This is a genomic window from Umezawaea sp., from assembly GCF_057122925.1.
The window spans coordinates 25716-44454 of the sequence record NZ_DBNGPQ010000123.1 but is presented as its reverse complement, the minus strand read 5'-3'; the positions used below and the strand labels follow the sequence as shown (position 1 = coordinate 44454).

The following is an 18739-nucleotide window of genomic DNA, read 5'->3' as shown; positions in this document are numbered from 1 at the left end:
ACGACTCCCCGGAGGGGAAGGACATGTCCCGATCCACCGCACTCGTCGCGGCGGCGGCGCTGGTCGCCACCGCCGCGACCGGCGTCACCACCGCCCGTGCCGAAATTCGGCAGACCACCACCCTCTCCCCGGCCCAGCCCGTCGCCCTGGTGGCGGGGCAGGGCGCGGGCGACGTCAACCGCACCGCCGAGCGCTTCACCGTCCACGCCACCGACCTGGGGATCATGTGGCGGGACAGCCGGGGGCGGGTCGCGACCGCGTTCGGCGACACCTACGGCGCGGACTGGACGGGACCGGGCGCGGGCGGTCCGGCGGACTGGCGCTTCAACACCCTGGCCCACTCCACCGACACCGACCTCACCGACGGCATGACCATCGACTCCATGGTCACCGACCGGCCCGGTCACGCGCGGCAGGTCCTGCCCGCCGACCCCTCCGTGCCGGAGGTGACCGTGATCCCGACGGCGGGCTTCAGCGACGGCTCGCGCGACTACCTGCACTACATGTCCGTGCGGGAGTGGGGACCCGGCGAAGGGCAGTGGCGCACCAACTACGCCGGGATCGCCCACTCCGACGACGGCGGCCGGACCTGGGTGAAGTCCACCTCCGCCCGCTGGCCCGACAGCGGCGGAGGAGGCCGGTTCCAGCTCGGCGCGTTCGCCGAGCGGGACGGGTACGCCTACCTCTTCGGCACGCCGAGCGGCAGGTTCGGCAACGCCCACGTCGCCCGCGTCGCCAAGGCGCGCGTCCTCGACACCGCCGCGTACGAGTACTGGACCGCGGCCGGGTGGCGGGTCGGCGCGGTGGACAGCTCGCTGCCGGTCATGTCGGGCCCGGTGGGCGAGCTTTCCGTGCTGTACAACGGCTACCTGGGCCGGTGGGTCGCGCTGCACCTCGACCTCACCCGGCGGGCGGTCGTGCTGCGCACCGCCACCGAGCCCACCGGCCCGTGGACCGGCGGCCAGGTCGTGGCCCACGACGGCGACTTCCCCGGCCTGTACGGCTCGTACCTGCACCCGGCGAGCGCCGACGGCCCCGACCTCTACTTCGCGATGTCCCAGTGGGGGCCCTACCACGTGCGCCTGATGCGGCTGCGGCTCGGTGACGTCGCGCTGGACCCCAACCTGCTGCACGACGGCGGTTTCGAGAACCGGCCGCCCGGCGCGGGTCCGGCGCCGTGGCGGGTCACCGGCCGCGGCGGGATCGACTACGACGGCCAGTCCCACTCGGGCACGAACAACGGGTGGGTGCGGCCCGGATCGGGGTGGAACGACCTGTTCCAGCCGATCGTGGTGCAGCCGGGGCGGCGGTACCGGTTGACCGCGTTCGTGCGTGGTTCGGCGGGGTTCTTGGGTGTGCGGCGGCCGTTCGGGCAGGGGGTGGTGGTGGAGCGGTCGTTCGGTGAGCTGTCGGGGTACACGTGGTTGAGCGTGGACTTCGCGGTTGGGGTTGAGGTGGATCTGGAGGTGTTCGTGGGTGGTTGGTCGGTTGCGGGGCGGGATTTGCGGGTGTTGGTGGATGACGTGGTGCTCGGTCCGCCGTGATGCCGGTTGGGTCCGGTGTGGACGGTTCAGTCCCTGATCGCGGCGACGGCCTCGTGGTACAGGGCCGGGAACGGGGTGGTGCCCCCGGTGGCGACCCACACCTCCCGCGCCGCGTCCAGGCACGCGAGTGCCGCCGCGACGATGGCCGTGGCGCGGATGTCCGGGCCGTCGGCGGTGCCCATCCTCCGCTGGAGGACGGGGACGAGGGCGCGTTGCCAGGCCGCGTGCTTCTGGGCGTGGCGGGCGCGCAGGGACGGTGTGGTGAACACGAGCTTGGCGATGGCGAACGCGCGGTCCTCGGGGAAGCGGGACGACGGCAGGGCGGACGCCGCCCTTTCCAGCGCCGTCCACGGGTCCTCGTCGCTCGGGCGGGCGGCCAGCGCTTCGGCGAACAGCGGGCCGAGGGTGTCGGCGTCGCCCAGCACGATGTCCTCCTTCGTCCCGAAGTAGCGGAAGAAGGAGCGCCTGGAGATCCCCGCCGAGGCCACCACCTGGTCGATCGTCGTCTCCTCGAACCCCTGGGCGAGGAACAGGTCGAGGGCGACGTCGGTCACCTGGGAGTGCACGAGGGCGCGGGTCTTGTCCCACAGGGTCGGCACGGGCGGTGGCTGGGGCACGGCCGACAGGCTACCGGACGCGCCAGGTTGGCACCGAGTGCCAGCCTGGCGTAGCGTGCCGTCATCGACGTGAGGAGACGACATGACGGACCACGAGTCGGCCGACACGACCGCGGGCCGGGTGCGCGGATCGGTCCGCGACGGCGTCGCCGCGTACCTGGGTGTTCCCTACGCCGCTCCACCAGTCGGGGACCTGCGCTTCGCCGAGCCCGAACCGGCGCTCCCGTGGATCGGCGTCCGCGACGCGCTGGTGCCGGGGCCGTCCGCGCCGCAGGGGGCGCTCGCGTTCCCCGGCATCGACACGGTCCCGATCACGGGTCCGGGGTGGCGGCGCGGGGACGACTACCTGACCCTGAACGTCTGGGCCCCGGTGGGGGCCGAGCGCCGCCCGGTCCTGGTCTACGTGCACGGCGGGGGACTGGTGCTGGGCAGCAAGGACGCCGCCGTCCACGACGGTCGCGCGTTCGCCCGCGACGGCGCGGTGGTCGTCGCGGTGAACTACCGCCTCGGCGTCGAGGGCTTCGTCGCCGTGCCGGGGGCGCCGACGAACCTCGGGCTGCGCGACGTCCTGGCCGCCCTGCGGTGGGTGCGCGCCAACATCGCCGCGTTCGGGGGTGACGCGGAGAACGTGACGCTCTTCGGCGAGTCCGGGGGCGGCATCGCCGTGTCGGCCCTGGTCACCAGTCCGCTGTCGGTCGGGCTGTTCGGCAGGGCGATCGTGCAGAGCGGCCACGGCTCGGCCGTGTACCCGGTCGAGATCGCCCACCGCGTCACCCACCGGCTCGCCTCGACCCTCGGCGTCGCGCCGGACCGCGACGGGTTCCGGGCGGTCGACCCGGAGGCGCTCGTCACCGCGCTGCGGAAGGCCGCCCGGCCGGGCGCGGTGTCCATGCGGGACGAGTCCGGGTTCGACCCGTCGTTCGGCCTCGGGGTGGTCAACCCGGTCGTCGGGGACGACGTGCTCCCGGTCCACCCGCTCGACGCCCTGCGCGCGGGGGCGGGCCGGGAGGTCGACCTGCTGATCGGCACGACCGAGGACGAGGCGAACTCGTGGTTCGCCCCGTACCGCCTGCTCGGCGTTCCCGCGTGGGCGGCCCGCCTGGCGCTCGGGCGCCTCGTCCCCCGCGGCGGCGACCTCTTCCGCCGCTACCGCGAGGAGCACCCCGGCCTCCGGGGAGGCGAGGTGCTCTCGCGCGTCCTCGGCGACCTGTCGTTCCGCCTGCCCGCCCGGCGGTACGCGGCGGCCCACCGGGGCCGCACCCACTTCTTCGAGTTCGACTGGCGCTCACCGGCCTCCCGCGGGCGCCTCGGGGCCGCCCACGGCGTGGACCTCGGCTTCGTGTTCGACACGCTGCCCTCGGTCTCCGGCCCGCGCGGCATGGTGGGGGAGGACCCGCCGCAGGCGCTGGCCGACCACGTCCACCGGACCTGGCTCCGTTTCGCCACCGACGGCACCGCCGACTGGCCGGAGTACTCCGACGCCGCGCCCGCGGTCTCGCGGCTGTTCGAGGGGCGCGTCGAGGTCGAACGGCCGTTGCCCGCCGCCGGGTTCCTCCCCGGATGAGTGGTCGACACGGGGCGTGACCGCACGGGCACGGGACCTCGCTGAAACGGGTTTCAGATCACACCGGGTAGATCTTCCGACCCCCTCGTCTGCCGCTTAGCTTAGGCAAGGCTAAGCACACTTCGCGCCGTGGTGGGAGCGTCACCTCCACCGACCGGACGCGTGGGGTGCGGCACCGCCGCCGGTGCTCTGCCGCAGATGAGAGGGGTTCTTCCCGTGCGTTCACGCCGTTTCCTGGCCGGGGCCGTCGCCGCCGCGCTGGTCCTCAGCGCCTGTTCGTCCCCGAGCGGGGACGGCGGGGGTGAGGCCGGCGCGGGGCAGACCCCCGCCGCGGACTCGTTCCCGGTCACGGTCGAGCACGCGCTCGGGAAGACGACGATCAGCAAGAAGCCCGAGCGCATCGCCACGGTCGCCTGGGCCAACCACGAGGTGCCGCTCGCGCTGGGCATCGTGCCCGTGGGGATGGCCAAGGCCAACTTCGGCGACGACGACACCGACGGCCTGCTGCCGTGGGTCTCGGCGAAGCTGAAGGAGCTGGGCGCCCCGACGCCGGTCCTGTTCGACGAGACCGACGGCATCGACTTCGAGGCGGTGTCCGACACCCGCCCCGACGTCATCCTGGCCCCGTACTCCGGGCTCACGCAGGAGGAGTACACGACGCTGAGCGAGATCGCCCCCGTCGTCGCCTACCCCAAGGCCGCCTGGGCGACCCCGTGGCGGGAGAGCATCACCCTGAGCAGCAAGGCGATCGGCCGGTCCGCCGACGGCCAGAAGATGATCTCCGACATCGAGGGGCGGATCGGTGCCGTCAAGGCGAAGTACCCGCAGCTCCAGGGCAAGTCGACGATGTTCATGACGCACTTCGACACCACGGACCTGAGCCAGGTCGGCTTCTACACCACGCACGACACCCGCGCGGAGTTCTTCCTCGACCTCGGCATGACCACGCCCGGCAGCATCGCCACCGCCTCGGCGTCCACCGACAAGTTCGCCCTCCAGCAGAGCGCGGAGCAGATCGACGCCTTCGACGACGTCGACATCGTCGTCGGCTACGGCGACGAGCAGGTGGGCCGCACGCTCGCCGCCGACCCGCTGCTGTCCAAGATGCGGGCCGTGGCCGACGGCGCCGTGGTGATGCTGTCCGGCAGCTCGCCCGCCGGGACCGCCGCCAACCCGACGCCGATGTCCGTGTCGTGGGTGCTGGACGACTACGCGGGCAAGCTCGCGGCCGCCGCCGACAAGGTCAAGTGACCACGTCGACGGACCGGGGAGAGGACCGGGGTGCCGCCACCGCGCGGCACCCCGGTCGCGTCCGGACCTCCTGGCTGCTCCTCGGGCTCGCCGCCCTGCTCGTGTCCGCGGTCGCGTCGGTGGTGGCGGGCGCGCGCGACGTCGGCCTGGACGACGTCCTCGCGGGCCTCACCGGCACGCGGGACACGCTGGCGCAGGCCGCCGTCTCGCAGCGCGTCCCGCGCACGGTGCTGGCCGTGCTGGTCGGCGCGTCCCTGGGCGTGGCCGGAGCGGTGATGCAGGGCGTGACCCGCAACCCGCTGGCCGACCCCGGCATCCTCGGGGTGAACACGGGCGCCTCGCTCGCCGTCGTGACCGGCATGGTCTCCTTCGGCCTGGTCGGCGAGACCGCCCACGTCTGGGTCGCCATCGGCGGTGCCGCGACGGCCGCGGTGTTCGTCTACGCCGTCGGCTCCCTCGGCCGCGGTGGACCCACGCCGCTCAAGCTCGCCCTCGCGGGCGCGGTCACCTCGGCGGCGCTCACGTCGATGATCAGCGCGGTCGTGCTCGCGCGCAACGACATCTCCGAGACGTTCCGGTCCTGGTACGTCGGCGGGGTCGGCGGCGCGTCGTTCGGCCGGATCTCGCTGGTGCTGCCGTTCCTCGCGGTCGGCGCGGTCCTGTGCCTGGTCACCGCGCGCGGGCTGAACTCGCTGGCGCTGGGCGACGACCTGGCCGCCGGTCTCGGTGAACGGGTCGCGCTCACCCGGCTCAGCGCCTCGGTCGGGGCGGTGGTGCTGTGCGGCGCGGCCACCGCGGCGGCAGGCCCCATCGGGTTCGTCGGCCTGGTCGTCCCGCACCTGTTCAGGCTGCTGATCGGGGTCGACCACCGCTGGCTGCTGCCGTTCTCCGCGCTCGGCGGCGCGGTGCTGCTCACCTCGGCCGACGTCGTCGGCCGCCTGGTGACCCGGCCGGAGGAGATCGACGTCGGCATCATCACCGCGCTCGTCGGAGCGCCGTTCTTCATCTGGATCGTCCGACGGCAGAAGGTCCGTGCCCTGTGAGCGCCACCGTCGACCTCGTCGCGCGCACCAGGACCCGCCGGTCCCGGCGCCGCCGCACCGTGATCGCGCTGCTCGGCGCGCTGGTCCTCGCGGCCGTCGCGACCTCGCTCATGGTCGGCCAGCGGTTCTACCCGCCCGCCGACGTGATCGCCGTCGTCCTCGGCGAGCAGGTGCCGGGGGCGTCGTTCACCGTGGGCAGGCTGCGGCTGCCGCGCGCCGTGCTGGCCACGCTCGTCGGGCTCTGCTTCGGCATCGGCGGCGTGACCTTCCAGACGATGCTGCGCAACCCGCTGGCCAGCCCGGACGTCATCGGCATCAGCGCGGGCGCGAGCGCCGCCGCCGCGTTCGCGATCGTCTCGCTCTCGCTGTCCGGCGCCGCCGTGGAGGTGTTCGCCATCGCCGCCGGGCTGGGCGTCGCGCTGCTCGTCTACCTCCTGTCCTACCGGGGCGGCGTCGCGGGCACCCGGCTCGTCCTCATCGGCATCGGCATGGCCGCGATGCTCACCAGCGCCATCAACTGGGTGCTCGACGGCGCGGGCAACTGGGACCTCCAGCAGGCGCTGCGGTGGCTCACCGGCAGCCTCAACGGCGTCGCCTGGTCCGACGTCGTCCCCGTCCTGTGCGCCGCGGTCGTCCTCGGCCCGGTGCTGCTCGCCCAGACCCGCCGACTGGCCACCACGCAGCTCGGCGACGACGCTGCCTCGGCGCTCGGCGTGCGCCTCGACCTCACCAGGATCGTCGTGATCGTCTCCGCGGTCGGCCTGATCTCGTTCGCGACGGCGGCCACCGGGCCGATCGCGTTCGTGGCGTTCCTGTCCGGACCGATCGCCGCCAGGCTCGTCGGACCGAGCGGGTCGCTGATGATCCCGGCGGCCCTGGTCGGCGCGCTGCTGGTGCTGGTGGCGGACTTCAGCGGCCAGTTCCTGCTCGGCGCGCGCTACCCGGTCGGCGTCGTCACCGGCGTGCTGGGAGCGCCGTACCTGATCTACCTCATCGTCCGCACCAACCGGGCCGGAGGCTCGCTGTGACCACCACCCACACCCTCGCGGTGGAGGAGCTGACCATCGGCTACGGCGACCGCGCGGTCATCACCTCGCTGGACCTGGTGATCCCGCCCGGCGAGATCACCGCGATCGTCGGCGCGAACGCCTGCGGCAAGTCGACCCTGCTGCGCTCGATGTCCCGGCTGCTGGCCCCGAAGGCGGGCCGGGTGCTGCTCGACGGCAAGCTGGTGCACCGCACCCCGGCCAAGGTACTGGCCAGGACGATGGGCCTGCTCCCGCAGTCGCCGCTGGCCCCCGAGGGCATCACCGTCACCGAGCTGGTGGGCCGGGGCCGCCACCCGCACCAGGGCGTCCTGTCGCGGTGGCGCCGGGAGGACGACGTCGCCGTGGCCGCCGCGCTGGACGCGACCTCGACGGCCGACCTGGCCGACCGCTCCGTCGACGAGCTGTCGGGTGGCCAGCGCCAGCGCGTCTGGATCGCGATGGTGCTCGCCCAGCAGACCGACCTGCTGCTGCTCGACGAGCCGACCACGTTCCTGGACGTGAGCCACCAGATCGAGGTCCTCGACCTGCTGACCGACCTCAACCGCGACCGCGGGACGACCATCGTGATGGTGCTGCACGACCTCAACCTGGCCGCGCGCTACGCCGACCACCTCGTCGCGCTGGCCGACGGTGGCCTGCACGCGGCGGGCACCGCCGAGGAGGTGCTGACGGCGGAGGGCGTGCGCGCCGCGTTCGGCCTGGAGTGCCGGATCATCGTCGACCCGGTCTCGGGCAGGCCGCTCATGCTCCCGGTGGGCAAGCACCACGTCAGCCCGCGGTGACGAAGCCCTCGTCCCGGACGTACACGTAGCCGACGCTCGCCTGGTCCGCGGCGCACTGCTCGGTCGCGCACGTGGCGTTGTCCTCGCGCTCGGCGTTCCAGAACAGCCGCAGCGGGACCGTGCCGGGCCGGGGGGAGCTGTACACGAAGCCCTCGTCGCGGAGGAACGTGTAGCCCACCACGGCCTGCTCGTCCACGCACGCCTGGGTGCCGCAGGTGACGACGTCGCCGCGGGCCTCGTTCCAGAAGCTCTTCAGCGGCACCGCGCCGTCCTCGGGGGACACCAGGACCCGGCCCTGCACCCCCGCGAGGCCGTACCCGCCGCGCTCGCGGACGAGGCAGTTCTCGTCCGCGCAGGTCGCGTTGTCCTGGAGGTCGCCGTTCCAGTAGAGCCGCAGCTCCTTCAGGGCCGGGGGCTCGGCCGTGGTGGTGGTCGTGGGGGAGGAGGACTTCGCCGAGGTCGTGGTCGACGTGGTACCGGCCGTGGTGGTGGTCGTGCCCGCGGTGGTGCTCCGCGACGCCCCACCCGTGTCGCCGCTCGCGCTCCCGGACAGCGGCCACTTCTGCCAGACGACCGCCCCGCCCGCCACCAGCGCGACGACGGCGGCGCTCGCGGCGACCACCACACCCCACCGAGGGCCCCGGCGCGCGGGCGGCGGCGGTGCCTCGCCCCCGTGCTGGACCTGGGCGCGCTCGACCGCGGCGTAGACCGAGGTGGGCTGCGGCCGGGGCACGGCCACGCGGATCGTCTGCTCCTCCAGGGGAACGGACCCCGGCCCGGCGGGCAGGAAGCGGGAGACGGCGGCGCGCTGGTCGTCGATCAGCCGGTGGACGGCGGGCAGCCAGGGCCGCACCGACGGCGGGACCGGGTGCGCCAGGTCGAGGACCTGCTCCGGTCGCGGCCGTCTCCTCGGGTCCTTCTCCAGGCACCGCTCCACGATGTGCCGCACCCGCGGCGGGAGCGCCGAGAGGTCGGTGCGGACGCTCACCACGTTGTTCAGCGTCTGGAGCGTGGACGCGCCGGTGAACGGGCTCCGGCCCGTGCACGCGGCGGCGAGCACCGCGCCGAGGGAGAACACGTCGCTCGCCGGACCGAGCGTGCCGTCCTCGATCTGCTCCGGCGACATGAACCCCGGCGAGCCGACCATCGAGCCCGCGTGGGTGAGGTTGTTGCCGGGGTCGTCCACGGCCTTGGCGATGCCGAAGTCGATCACGCGGAGGCCGTCGTCGGTCAGCAGGACGTTGGAGGGCTTGAGGTCCCGGTGCACCAGGCCGACCCGGTGGATCTCCATCAGCGCCGTCGCGAGCCCGGCCGCCAGGCGCAGCGCGGACTCCTCCGACAGCGGCCCGGTCGCCGCCACGGCGTCGTGCAGCGAGGGGCCGGGCACGAACACCGACGCCAGCCAGGGGATCTCGGCCTCCGCGTCGGCCTCGACGACCGCGGCGGTGTAGGCCCCGGAGACCTTCCTGGACGCCTCGACCTCGCGGCTGAAGCGGACGCGGAACCCCTCGTCCCCGACGAGCCCGACGTGGATCAGCTTGACCGCGACCAGCCGCCCGTCCGGACCGGAACCCAGCAGCACGCGGCCCATGCCGCCCCGGCCCAGCTCTGCCAGGATCCGGTACCGACCGATCGCGGTCGGGTCGGACGCACCGAGCGGCTTCACGGCAATCCCTTCGAGCGGGTCGGGGGCGCCTCGGATCCGGACGCCCCGGCGGTCGTCGCGCGGAGCGCGCTCCCGCGAGAACGTGAGCCATCCTACGGTTGATCAACCGCGCCACCGCGCGGGGCGCGGACGGACACGCGTCCCGCGGCGGTCGGGTGGCCATCGGGCGCGTTCGCACCCCGTGCGGACGCGCCGAAGGCGGTGGGGTGGGCGAGGAGCGCGCGTTGACCGCCCGCGGCGCGGCGCTGGACGCGGCCATCGCCGTCGTCGCGGACCCCGACCCGGCGACGTTGTCCGGCGGCGGCGCGGAGGGGTGCGTGGACCACCCCGACGACCCCACCGCGTCCGTCACCGCCGAGTTCCGGGCGAGCGGCGGCCGGGTCGGTGGCCGCGTCGCGGGCGCCACGCTGCTCCTGCTGCGCGGCACCGGAGCCCGCTGCGGCGCGGAGCAGGTCACCCCGCTGGCGCACCTCGCGGACGGGGGGCGCTACCTCGTCTTCGCCACGAAGGGCGGCGCGGACACCGATCCGGTGTGGTGGCACAACCTCAGGGCCGACCAGGCCACCACGGTCGAGGTCGGCGCCGAGCGGGTCCCGGTGCGCGGTGGAACCGCGCCCACGCCCGTCAGACCGCGCCGCACCCCGGCTTGGGCGACGACCAGCGGGCCACCAGCCGGGTCATCCCCGTGGTGGCCCTGGAACCGGTCCGGTGACGGCGGCGCGCGGCGGGAGCCCGCCGCACCGCCCCCGGTCAGGCGGCGTCCCGGCCGTCGTGCAGGCCGAGTTCGCGCCAGATGTCCCCGAGGGCCCGCGCGAACGCCTCCACCTCCTCCTCGGTGTGCACCGCGCTGGGCGCCACCCGGAGGATCTCCTGGCCCTGCGGGACGCTGGGCGCGTTGATCGCCTGCACGTACAGGCCGTGGCGCTCCAGGAGCAGGTGCGACGCGCGCTTGCACAGCTCGTCGTCGTGGACCTGCACGGAGACGATGTGCGAGTCCCCCGAGATGTAGGGGATCTTGCGCTCGTCGAGCAGCGCGTGCAGCGCCGCGGCGTTGCGGGCCAGCCGGTCGCGCTCCACCTCGGAGGAGCGGAGGTGGCGCACGGCGGCCAGCGCCGACGCGGCGACGGCGGGCGGCATCGCGGTGGTGAAGATGAAGGAGCGCGCGAACATCCGGACCGCCTGGATCACCGCGGACGGCCCGGTGAGGTAGCCGCCGGTCGCGCCGAAGCCCTTGGCGAGGGTGCCCATGATGACGGTGAACCGGTCGGCGATGCCGAGCCGCGCGGCGATCCCGGCCCCCTGCGGGCCGTACATGCCGACCGCGTGCACCTCGTCGAGGTAGGTCATCGCGCCGTACCGGTCGGCGAGGTCCGCGATCTCCGCGAGCGGGGCCACGTCACCGTTCATCGAGTACACCGACTCGGCGACGATGAGCTTCGGCCGGGCCGGGTCGGCCGCCGCGAGCAGTTCGGCCAGGTGTTCCACGTCGTTGTGCCGGAAGATCCGCTTCTCCGCTTTGCTGTGCCGGAGGCCGTCGATGATGGACGCGTGGTTGAGCGCGTCGGAGAACACCAGGCAGTCGGGCAGCCTGCCCGCGATGACCGAAAGCGACCCGTCGTTCGCGGAATAGCCGGTGGAGAACAGGAGGGCGTCCTCCTTCTCGTGCAGCCCGGCCAGTTCCGCTTCCAGCAGCACGTGGTAGTGGTTCGTGCCGCCGATGTTGCGGGAGCCGCCGGAGCCGACGCCGTGCTCGGCGATGGCGGTCGTCGCAGCCTCCAGCACCTTCGGGTGCTGGCCCATGCCGAGGTAGTCGTTGCTGCACCACACGCTGATGGGGGTGAGGTCGGCGCCGTCGGCCACGCGCGCGGTCGCCGACGGGAACCGGCCCGCGATCCGGCCGATCTCCAGGAAATCCCGCTTACCGCCTTCGAACCCCTCGGTGAGGTGCGAGAAAATGTCCAGATAACGTTCCATCGCGTCGATTCGCTCCGCTCCGCGGTTGATCACGGGTGAAGAATGCTGCCCTTGCCGGAAAGGTAGCCGACGGAGTGCCGTGCGCAACGCCCCGCGTTCCACTCGCCGGTAATCGGGGCATCGCGGAATTGGTGTCCGGATTGGCGTCCGGTGGAACGATATCGCGACGCTACGCGCGCCGTGCCATTGTGCGGCGGCAGAATGTGATCCGAATTCGCGGGTCGACGGGAAAAACGCGGACTGGAGTTGACGACGGTGACGAAACCGCCGACCGGCCATTACGTCTCCACCATCCTCGGGGTGCTGGGCCGCGAGCCGGAGCGCACCGCTGTGACGTTCTCCGGGGGGTCGCTGACGGCCGACGGGTTCAGCCGCGCGGTCCGCGCGGCCGCGGACGTCCTCTCCGGGACGGTCACCGAGGGCGTGCGCCCGGTCGTGGCCATCCTGACCGAGATCAACACCCCGGCCACGCTCGTCCTGCGGTACGCGGCGAACCTGGCGGGCGCCATGGTGGTGCACCTGCACTCGACCAACGCCGTGGACCCGACCGACCAGCTCGCCGAGCGGCACCGGCGCGACATCCTCCGCGCCACCGGCACGACCGTGCTCGCCGTGGACGCGGCGAACCTGCCGCTGGCCCGCCGACTGCTGGACGGCGTGGACCGGCCGCCGCGCCTCGCGGCCGTGGAACCGCTCGCCGAGGACGTGCTCGACCTCTCCTCGGGCGACCCGGACGCGATCGACCTCGACTCCGTGCCCGAACGGCCGGACGAGCCCGCCGTGGTGCTCTACACCAGCGGCAGCACCGGCGCCCCGAAGGGGATCGCGGTCCCGTTCCGCCTGCGGCGCCTCTACATCGAGGCCGCGCTGTCGTCCGGGGAGACCCTGGTCTACCTCGCGACGCTGCCGGTCAGCCACTCGACCGGCGGCATGGCCGACAACACCCTGGCCTCCGGCGGGACCATCGTGTTCCACGAGGGCTTCGACGCGGGCCGGTTCCTCGACGCCGTGGAGCAGGAGGGCATCTCCCTCGCGGTCGTCTCGCCGTCCCAGCTCTACCAGCTTCTCGACCACCCCCGCGTGCACACGGCCGACCTGTCGTCCCTCAAGGGCGTCATGTACGTGGGCAGCCCCGCCTCGCCGACCCGGCTCGCGGAGGCCGTCAAGGTCTTCGGCGAACGGCTGGTGCAGTTCTACGGCACCACCGAGACCGGCGGCATCACGATGCTCGGTCCGGCCGAGCACTTCGACCCCGAACTGCGCCGGACCGTCGGCCGCCCGATGATGGCCGAGGTCCGCGTCCACGAGCCGGAGACCGACCGGGTGCTCCCCACGGGCGAGACCGGCGAGATCTGCGTGCGGTCGCCGTTGACCATGATCGGGTACTGGGGCGAGCCCGAGCTGACCGCGCGCACGATCCGCGACGGCTGGCTGCACACCGGCGACCTCGGCTCGCTGGACGACAAGGGCTACCTCCGCATCCACGGCAGGATGGCCGAGGTGATCAAGGCGCACGGCATCAAGATCCGGCCGAGCACCGTCGAGCAGGCCCTGCTGGCCCACCCCGCCGTGGCGCAGGCCGCCGTCTACTGCGTGAAGGACGCCGACCGGGGCGAGCACGTCCACGCCGTCGTCGTGCCGCGCGAGGACGTCTCGACCGAGGCGCTGGCCGCGCACGTCGCCGTGGAGCTGTCGGAGAAGCACGTGCCCGACGTGATCCGGTTCCGCGAGCACATCCCGCTCGACGGCGCGGGCAAACCCGACAAGACCCTGCTGGTGGCCGAGGACATGGTCCTGTGACGCTGTCGGCCGCCGCGATCCTCGCCGACACCGCGCGGCGCCGCCCGGAGCACCCGGCCGTCGTCTTCGGCGAGGAGCGCATCGGCTACGGCGACCTGTGGGAGGACGCCCGCCGCTACGCCGCGGTGCTCCTCGACCGCGGTGTCCGCGCGGGCGACCGGATCGCGGTGCTGCTGCCCAACACGCCGCACTTCCCCAAGGTGTACTTCGCGGTACTGGCCATCGGGGCCGTGGCCGTCCCGGTGCACGGCCTGCTGCGGTCGGGCGAGGTCGAGCACGTGCTGCGCGACTCCGGCGCGACCGGGCTGGTGTGCGGCGCCGAGATGCTGGGCGAGGGCGCTCCCGCCGCCGAGGCCGCAGGCGTGCCGGTGCTGACGGTCATGGCCGACGACGGGACCGGGCACCCGCGGCTCGACGTCCTCGCCGCGGCGGCCGAACCCGCCGAGGGCGTGCCGGTGCCGCGCGCGCCGGAGGACCTCGCCGTCGTGCTCTACACGTCCGGCACCACCGGGCAGCCCAAGGGCGCGATGATCACCCACCTGAACCTGGTGATGAACGTCGCCACGACGGCGGTCGCGCCGTTCGCGTTCCGCCCCACCGACGTCCTGCTCGGCTGCCTGCCCCTGTTCCACACCTTCGGGCAGGTCTGCGGGATGGCGACCTGCTTCCTGGCGGGCGGCACCCTCGTGCTGATGTCCCGCTTCGAGGGCCGCTCGGCGCTGGAGCTGATGGTCGCCGAGGGCTGCACGGTGTTCATGGGCGTCCCCACGATGTACCTCGACCTGCTCGACGCCGCCGCGGCCGACCCGCGCAGGCCCGCGCTGGACCGCGCGTTCTCCGGCGGGTCGGCGCTGCCCGTCGCGGTGCTGGAGCGGTTCGAGGAGGTGTTCGGCTGCCCGATCTACGAGGGCTACGGCCTCACCGAGACGTCCCCGGTGGTCAGCTACAACCAGGAGCACTGGCCCCGGCGGCCCGGCACGGTCGGCAAGCCGATCTGGGGCGTAGAGGTGGAGGTCGCGCGCGCCGACGTGGCGGACCGCGTCGAACTGCTGCCCCCCGGCGAGGTCGGCGAGGTCGTGATCCGGGGGCACAACGTGATGGCGGGCTACCTCGGCCGTCCCGAGGCCACCGCCGAGGCGATCGTGGACGGCTGGTTCCGCTCGGGGGACCTGGGCGTCAAGGACGCCGACGGCTACCTGTCCATCGTGGACCGGAAGAAGGACATGGTCATCAGGGGCGGGCACAACGTCTACCCCCGCGAGGTGGAGGACCTGCTGGCCCGCCACCCGGACATCGCGCAGGTGTCCGTCATCGGGATCCCCGACGAGCGGTACGGCGAGGAGGTCTGCGCCGTCGTGCGCACCCGGCCCGGCGTGGCCGACGACCAGGCGTGCGCGGCGGACATCGTCGAGTGGGCGAAGGCCAGGATCGCCCCGTACAAGTACCCGCGGCTGGTGCGGTTCACCCGCGAGTTCCCCCTGGGACCGAGCGGGAAGGTCCTCAAGCGGGACCTGGTCGCCCGGTACGCGGGCCGCTAGGACCCCGGTTCCGTGGCGCGTGGCCGAGGGGCACGCCGGTGAGAGGCACAACCGTGAGCACTTCGCTGGTGGAGGTGGCGCCGGTGCGCCTGCCGGACCGGCCGTCGGTCCGGTTCCGCGTGCTCGGACCGCTGGAGGTGACGGTCGACGGGCGCCCGCTGCCGGTCCGCGGGGTCGTGCAGCGCTCCGCGCTGGGCTTCCTGCTGCTCAACGCGGGCCAGGTGGTCACGACGAGCGACCTGGTGCGCGCGCTGTGGACCGGCGGCCCGCCGCCCAGCGCCCGCAAGATGCTCCAGAACGCGATCTCCGCGCTGCGCGGGACCCTGACCCGCAACGGGGTCGGCGCCGACGTCGCGGCGCTGCTCAGCCACGCCTCCGGCTACCAGTTCCGGGTGGCCCCGTCGGCCGTCGACCTGGCGGGGTTCCAGCGCCTCGCCGCGCAGGGCAGGTCCGACCTCGCCGCGGGTGACTGGGAGCGGGCGGCCTCGGCGCTGCGCGAGGGCCTCGACCTGTGGCGCGGCTGCGCCCTCGCCGACCTCGTCGAGACTGGTGTCGCGTGGTCGGAACTGGTGGAGCTGAGGGGTTTGCGCAGCGCGGTCCTGGAGGACCGCTTCGAAGCCGACCTCGCGTGCGGGCGGCACCACGGGATCGCCGCCGAGCTGGAGGTGGCCGTCGACCTGCGGCGCGACCGGGAACGGCTGTCCGGCCAGCTCATGCTCGCGCTCTACCGCTGCGGGCGGCAGGTCGACGCGCTCGCGGTGTTCCAGCGGCTGAGGACGCACCTGGGGGAGCGGTTCGGGCTCGAACCCGGCCGCGCCCTGCGGCTGCTCGAACGCGCGATCCTCACCCACGACCCGGTGCTGGACCAGCCCGCCGCGCTCTCGCTGATCGGGGGCGCGGGACCGAGGCCGCTCGCGCCGCCGGACCGCCCCCGGCAGGCGGCGGACCCCCGTCGTCCACCCCGGCCAGCCGCGGCCGGGCGGAGCCCCGAACTCGACGTGCTGCGGGGGCTGCTGGCGCTCACCCGGTCGCGGCGGCGTCCGCACCTCGCCACCGTCCTCGGCGCGCCGGGCAGCGGGAAGACCAGGCTGGTGGACGAACTCGCGGCGTCCGCGCACGAGGAGCGGACCTTCCGCTGCCTCGTGGCGAGGGCCCCGGCCGACGACCGGTCCGCCGCGGACCCGGTGGCCGCGCTGGTCCGGTCGTGCTGCGGGATCGGCGACCTCGACCCGCCCGCCGCCGCGCTGGAGCGGCTCGGGGTGGTCGTCCGCAGGCTGGCCGGACCGGGACGGGCACCGAACCTGCTGCCCTGCCTGGAAGAACTGCTGACCGGTGACCCCTGGCCGGTGGTCCCGGACGAGCGGTGGGCGCGGCTGGCCGCCGTCCGCGGGCTCCTGGAGCTCACCGCGGCGCACCGCGCGCTGGTGGTCGTCGTCGAGGACGTCGACCGGGCCGTGGGAGGTCCTCTGCGCGAGCTGGTCGAGCTGGTCGCGTCCGGTGGTCGGGCGGTGCCGATGCTCGTCGTGGCCACGGCCCGTCCCGGCCTGGACCGCGAGGGCTGGGGGAGCGGATTCCCCGGCGTCACGCTGCTCACGCTCGACGAACGACCCGGTGGCACGACCTCAGTGGACTGAATGAGCCGATTGTCCGAATTGCCTGCCGCGAGTGCGGAACGCGATACCCCGCCGCTATGCGCCCTGCGCAGACTTCGGCCCAGCGACCGGATTCCGGTCGCCGGGAGCCCCCGCGGATGGGCGTGCCGCGCCCCAGTTCTGGAGTGATGCGATGACGCTGGGATACCTGCTCGGTGGCGGCGTCGGTGCCGTGCCGCAAGGTACGGAGCTCTACGACGCGTTCCCCGGTGTGCAGCGCACCTACGACGAGGTCTCGGGTCTGACCGGTGTGCCGGTCGAGCGGATGCTCGCCGGGGAGCTGCCCGACGAGCTGCGCGAGCGCCGGACCATCGGCATGGTGCGGGAGGCCGCGCTGGCGCTGGCCGTGCACGACCAGCTCGCCGCGTCGGGCATCCGGCCGGGCGCCATCGGCGGGCTGAGCCTGGGCGCGATGACCGCCTCCTGCCTGGCCGGTGCGGTGGACCGGCCCGCGTTCCTGGACGTGCTGCTGCGCTCCGGCGCGCACGAGGAACCGTCGGGCGGGCCCGAGGAGGGCCTGGCCATCGCGGCGGTGCCGGGACCGGACGGCGCGGACGAGCTGACCGTCGACGGCGAGGTGTACCGGGCCGGGTACTTCGGCCGCACCGCGGACGGCGCCCAGGGCATCTACCTGCTGGCCGGACACCTGGACGCGCTGCACCGGGTCGCGGGTGAGCGGCCTGCCGGGCAGGTGACCGTGCTGCCGGGCCGCGCCGTGGCGGTGCACACCCCGCTGCGGAACCACCTGCGGGACGCGCTCGCCCCGCACGTCGCGGGCATGGCCTTCACCGCGCCGGACGTGCCGCTGTACTCCTGCTTCGACGAGAAGCGCCTGACCACGGCCGAGGACGTGCGGGACGTGTTCCTGCGCAACGCCGTCGACCCGATCGACCTGACCCAGGTGACGCGGGCGATGCACGCGGGCGGCGTGGAGCTGGGCGTGGTGGTCGGCGGGTCGATCCCGGAGGGGCTGCTGTCCTTCCCCTTCCCGGTGGTGCACGTGCAGCGCCCGGAGGACGTCGAGAAGCTGCTGCTGACCAGCTACGAACTGGGAGTCGAGCTGGGCACCGCCCCGTGACCGCGCCGGACCCGACGGCCGCCGAGTGCGACGAGCTGGTCGACCGCTGGCTGGGCACCGACCTCGACGCGTGGACCCGCGAGGTGGTGCGGCGCCACTTCGACCCCGAGACCGGCAGCCCGTACTGGCTGCGGACGGCGGCCGGGCTGCCGTTCGACCCGCGCGACATCACCCGGTACGACCAGCTTCCCGACCTGGGGCCGACCGACCTCGACCTGTTGCGGCACAACGATCCCGCCGACTTCGTGCCGCTGGCCGTGCCGCGCCCGCTCTCCGGGCGGGTGTGGGATTCGGGCGGCACGACGGGGTCGCCGTGCCGCGTGTTCTACACCCCCGAGATGATCGTGCACCGCGGTGTGTGGCGGCGCTGGTCGTTCGTCACCGAGGGCTTCGAGCCGCGGCGCCGCTGGTTGCAGGCGACGCCGACCGGGCCGCACCTGATCGGCAACGGCACGTGGGAGACCTCCGGGCTGCACGGCGGGCTGACCTACGCGATCGACATGGACCCGCGGTGGGTGAAGCGGCTGATCAGCGCGGGCAAGCTCGCCGAGGCCACGGACTACACCAACCACCTGCTCGACCAGGTCCTCGACGTCCTCCGGGTCGGCGGGATCGACTACCTCAACACCACGCCCGCGCTGCTGAAGGCGTTGCTGCGCCGCGATCCCGCCGCCGTGGCGCGGCTCGGGGGCGTGCGGCTGAGCGGCACCCAGCTCAGCCCGCGGATGTACCGCGAGTTCGTCGCCGCGCTCGACGGCGGGATCTGCGGTCTGAGCTACGGCAACACCTTCGGCAACGCGGCCGGGCTGCCGGTCGAGCAGGGCGGTGACCTCATGCCCTACACGCCGAACTACCCGCACGTGACGATGGCCGTGGTGGATCGCGCGGACGGTCGTACGGTCGTGCCGGTGGGCGCGGTGGGGCGGGTGCGGCTGACGGTGCTGCACCGGGACCTGTTCCTGCCCAACGTGCTGGAGCGGGACGAGGCGATCCACCACCGGCCGAGCTCGGGACTGGCGGACGGCGTGGCGAACGTGCGCCCGCTGGCGGCCGTTCGCACCGGGGTGGAAGGTCTGTACTGACCGCTCGACCTCCACGGGGGAGCGTGACGGTCACGGGGGTCGCGGTCCTGTGTGGACGGTGAGCGGTCGAGGGGGCCCGGCCGAACTCGCGTCCCGCCT

15 protein-coding genes and 1 pseudogene are annotated in these 18739 nt (G+C 73.8%); 12 read left to right on the top strand and 4 right to left on the bottom strand.

Features of this window, described 5'->3' with window-relative positions:
- Positions 1 to 23: 23 nt before the first annotated feature.
- Positions 24 to 1544 carry a DUF4185 domain-containing protein gene (locus tag AC156L_RS27780; protein ID WP_330878524.1) on the top strand — a complete coding sequence of 507 codons (1521 nt, stop codon included), beginning with the start codon at positions 24 to 26 and terminating at the stop codon, positions 1542 to 1544.
- 26 nt (positions 1545 to 1570) lie between these two features.
- On the opposite strand, the gene AC156L_RS27775 is transcribed toward AC156L_RS27780, so the two are convergent.
- Positions 1571 to 2161 (bottom strand): TetR/AcrR family transcriptional regulator, encoded by a 591-nt coding sequence (locus AC156L_RS27775; protein ID WP_330878523.1) that lies wholly within the window; start codon positions 2159 to 2161, stop codon positions 1571 to 1573.
- An 82-nt stretch (positions 2162 to 2243) separates the two neighbouring features.
- On the opposite strand from AC156L_RS27775, the gene AC156L_RS27770 reads away from it, so the two are divergent.
- From AC156L_RS27770 to AC156L_RS27750, 5 genes are all read left to right on the top strand, one after another.
- Positions 2244 to 3725 carry a carboxylesterase/lipase family protein gene (locus AC156L_RS27770; protein ID WP_330878522.1) on the top strand — a complete coding sequence of 494 codons (1482 nt, stop codon included), beginning with the start codon at positions 2244 to 2246 and terminating at the stop codon, positions 3723 to 3725.
- A gap of 216 nt (positions 3726 to 3941) precedes the next feature.
- The gene (locus tag AC156L_RS27765; protein ID WP_330878521.1) at positions 3942 to 4976 is read left to right on the top strand and encodes an iron-siderophore ABC transporter substrate-binding protein; all 1035 of its coding nucleotides are present in this window, start codon (positions 3942 to 3944) and stop codon (positions 4974 to 4976) included.
- A complete protein-coding gene (locus tag AC156L_RS27760; RefSeq protein WP_330878520.1) occupies positions 4973 to 6019 on the top strand; it encodes a FecCD family ABC transporter permease in 1047 nt (348 codons plus the stop codon). Before AC156L_RS27765 ends, AC156L_RS27760 begins: the two co-directional genes overlap by 4 nt.
- Positions 6016 to 7047, top strand: a complete 1032-nt coding sequence (locus tag AC156L_RS27755; protein ID WP_330878519.1) for a FecCD family ABC transporter permease — start codon at positions 6016 to 6018, stop codon at positions 7045 to 7047. The genes AC156L_RS27760 and AC156L_RS27755 overlap by 4 nt, the downstream gene beginning before the upstream one ends.
- Positions 7044 to 7850, top strand: coding sequence for an ABC transporter ATP-binding protein (locus tag AC156L_RS27750; RefSeq protein ID WP_330878518.1), 807 nt, complete (start codon positions 7044 to 7046; stop codon positions 7848 to 7850). The genes AC156L_RS27755 and AC156L_RS27750 overlap by 4 nt, the downstream gene beginning before the upstream one ends.
- Here AC156L_RS27750 and AC156L_RS27745 read toward each other — a convergent pair.
- Both AC156L_RS27745 and AC156L_RS27740 read right to left on the bottom strand, forming a co-directional pair.
- Positions 7837 to 9516 carry a serine/threonine-protein kinase gene (locus AC156L_RS27745; protein WP_330878517.1) on the bottom strand — a complete coding sequence of 560 codons (1680 nt, stop codon included), beginning with the start codon at positions 9514 to 9516 and terminating at the stop codon, positions 7837 to 7839. The two genes, AC156L_RS27750 and AC156L_RS27745, sit on opposite strands and share 14 nt — an antisense overlap.
- A 92-nt stretch (positions 9517 to 9608) precedes the next feature.
- Positions 9609 to 9986 (bottom strand): hypothetical protein, encoded by a 378-nt coding sequence (locus tag AC156L_RS27740; RefSeq protein ID WP_330878516.1) that lies wholly within the window; start codon positions 9984 to 9986, stop codon positions 9609 to 9611.
- Between AC156L_RS27740 and AC156L_RS27735 the strand changes: the two are divergent.
- Positions 9924 to 10076: pseudogene (locus AC156L_RS27735) on the top strand (nitroreductase/quinone reductase family protein); the annotation flags it as partial. The gene AC156L_RS27740 and the pseudogene AC156L_RS27735 overlap by 63 nt on opposite strands.
- A 190-nt stretch (positions 10077 to 10266) precedes the next feature.
- Here the strand turns inward: AC156L_RS27735 and hemA are convergent.
- The gene (gene hemA / locus AC156L_RS27730) at positions 10267 to 11490 is read right to left on the bottom strand and encodes a 5-aminolevulinate synthase (RefSeq protein ID WP_330878515.1); all 1224 of its coding nucleotides are present in this window, start codon (positions 11488 to 11490) and stop codon (positions 10267 to 10269) included.
- Positions 11491 to 11745: 255 nt separating this feature from the next.
- On the opposite strand from hemA, the gene AC156L_RS27725 reads away from it, so the two are divergent.
- From AC156L_RS27725 to AC156L_RS27705, 5 genes are all read left to right on the top strand, one after another.
- A complete protein-coding gene (locus AC156L_RS27725; RefSeq protein ID WP_330878514.1) occupies positions 11746 to 13290 on the top strand; it encodes an AMP-binding protein in 1545 nt (514 codons plus the stop codon).
- Complete coding sequence (locus tag AC156L_RS27720; protein ID WP_330878513.1) at positions 13287 to 14828, top strand: long-chain-fatty-acid--CoA ligase; 1542 nt, start codon at positions 13287 to 13289, stop codon at positions 14826 to 14828. Before AC156L_RS27725 ends, AC156L_RS27720 begins: the two co-directional genes overlap by 4 nt.
- A 53-nt stretch (positions 14829 to 14881) precedes the next feature.
- A complete protein-coding gene (locus tag AC156L_RS27715) occupies positions 14882 to 16462 on the top strand; it encodes an AfsR/SARP family transcriptional regulator (protein WP_330878512.1) in 1581 nt (526 codons plus the stop codon).
- Positions 16463 to 16613: 151 nt separating this feature from the next.
- Positions 16614 to 17558, top strand: coding sequence for a hypothetical protein (locus AC156L_RS27710; RefSeq protein WP_330878511.1), 945 nt, complete (start codon positions 16614 to 16616; stop codon positions 17556 to 17558).
- Positions 17555 to 18640 carry a hypothetical protein gene (locus tag AC156L_RS27705; RefSeq protein WP_330878510.1) on the top strand — a complete coding sequence of 362 codons (1086 nt, stop codon included), beginning with the start codon at positions 17555 to 17557 and terminating at the stop codon, positions 18638 to 18640. The genes AC156L_RS27710 and AC156L_RS27705 overlap by 4 nt, the downstream gene beginning before the upstream one ends.
- Positions 18641 to 18739 lie beyond the last annotated feature (99 nt).

Excerpts from the sequence above, each read along its gene's own strand:
- AC156L_RS27770 (WP_330878522.1), top strand. The coding sequence starts at position 2,244 with ATGACGGACCACGAGTCGGCCGACACGACCGCGGGCCGGGTGCGCGGA.
- AC156L_RS27780 (WP_330878524.1), top strand. The coding sequence starts at position 24 with ATGTCCCGATCCACCGCACTCGTCGCGGCGGCGGCGCTGGTCGCCACC.
- hemA (WP_330878515.1), bottom strand. The coding sequence starts at position 11,490 with ATGGAACGTTATCTGGACATTTTCTCGCACCTCACCGAGGGGTTCGAA.
- AC156L_RS27710 (WP_330878511.1), top strand. The coding sequence starts at position 16,614 with ATGACGCTGGGATACCTGCTCGGTGGCGGCGTCGGTGCCGTGCCGCAA.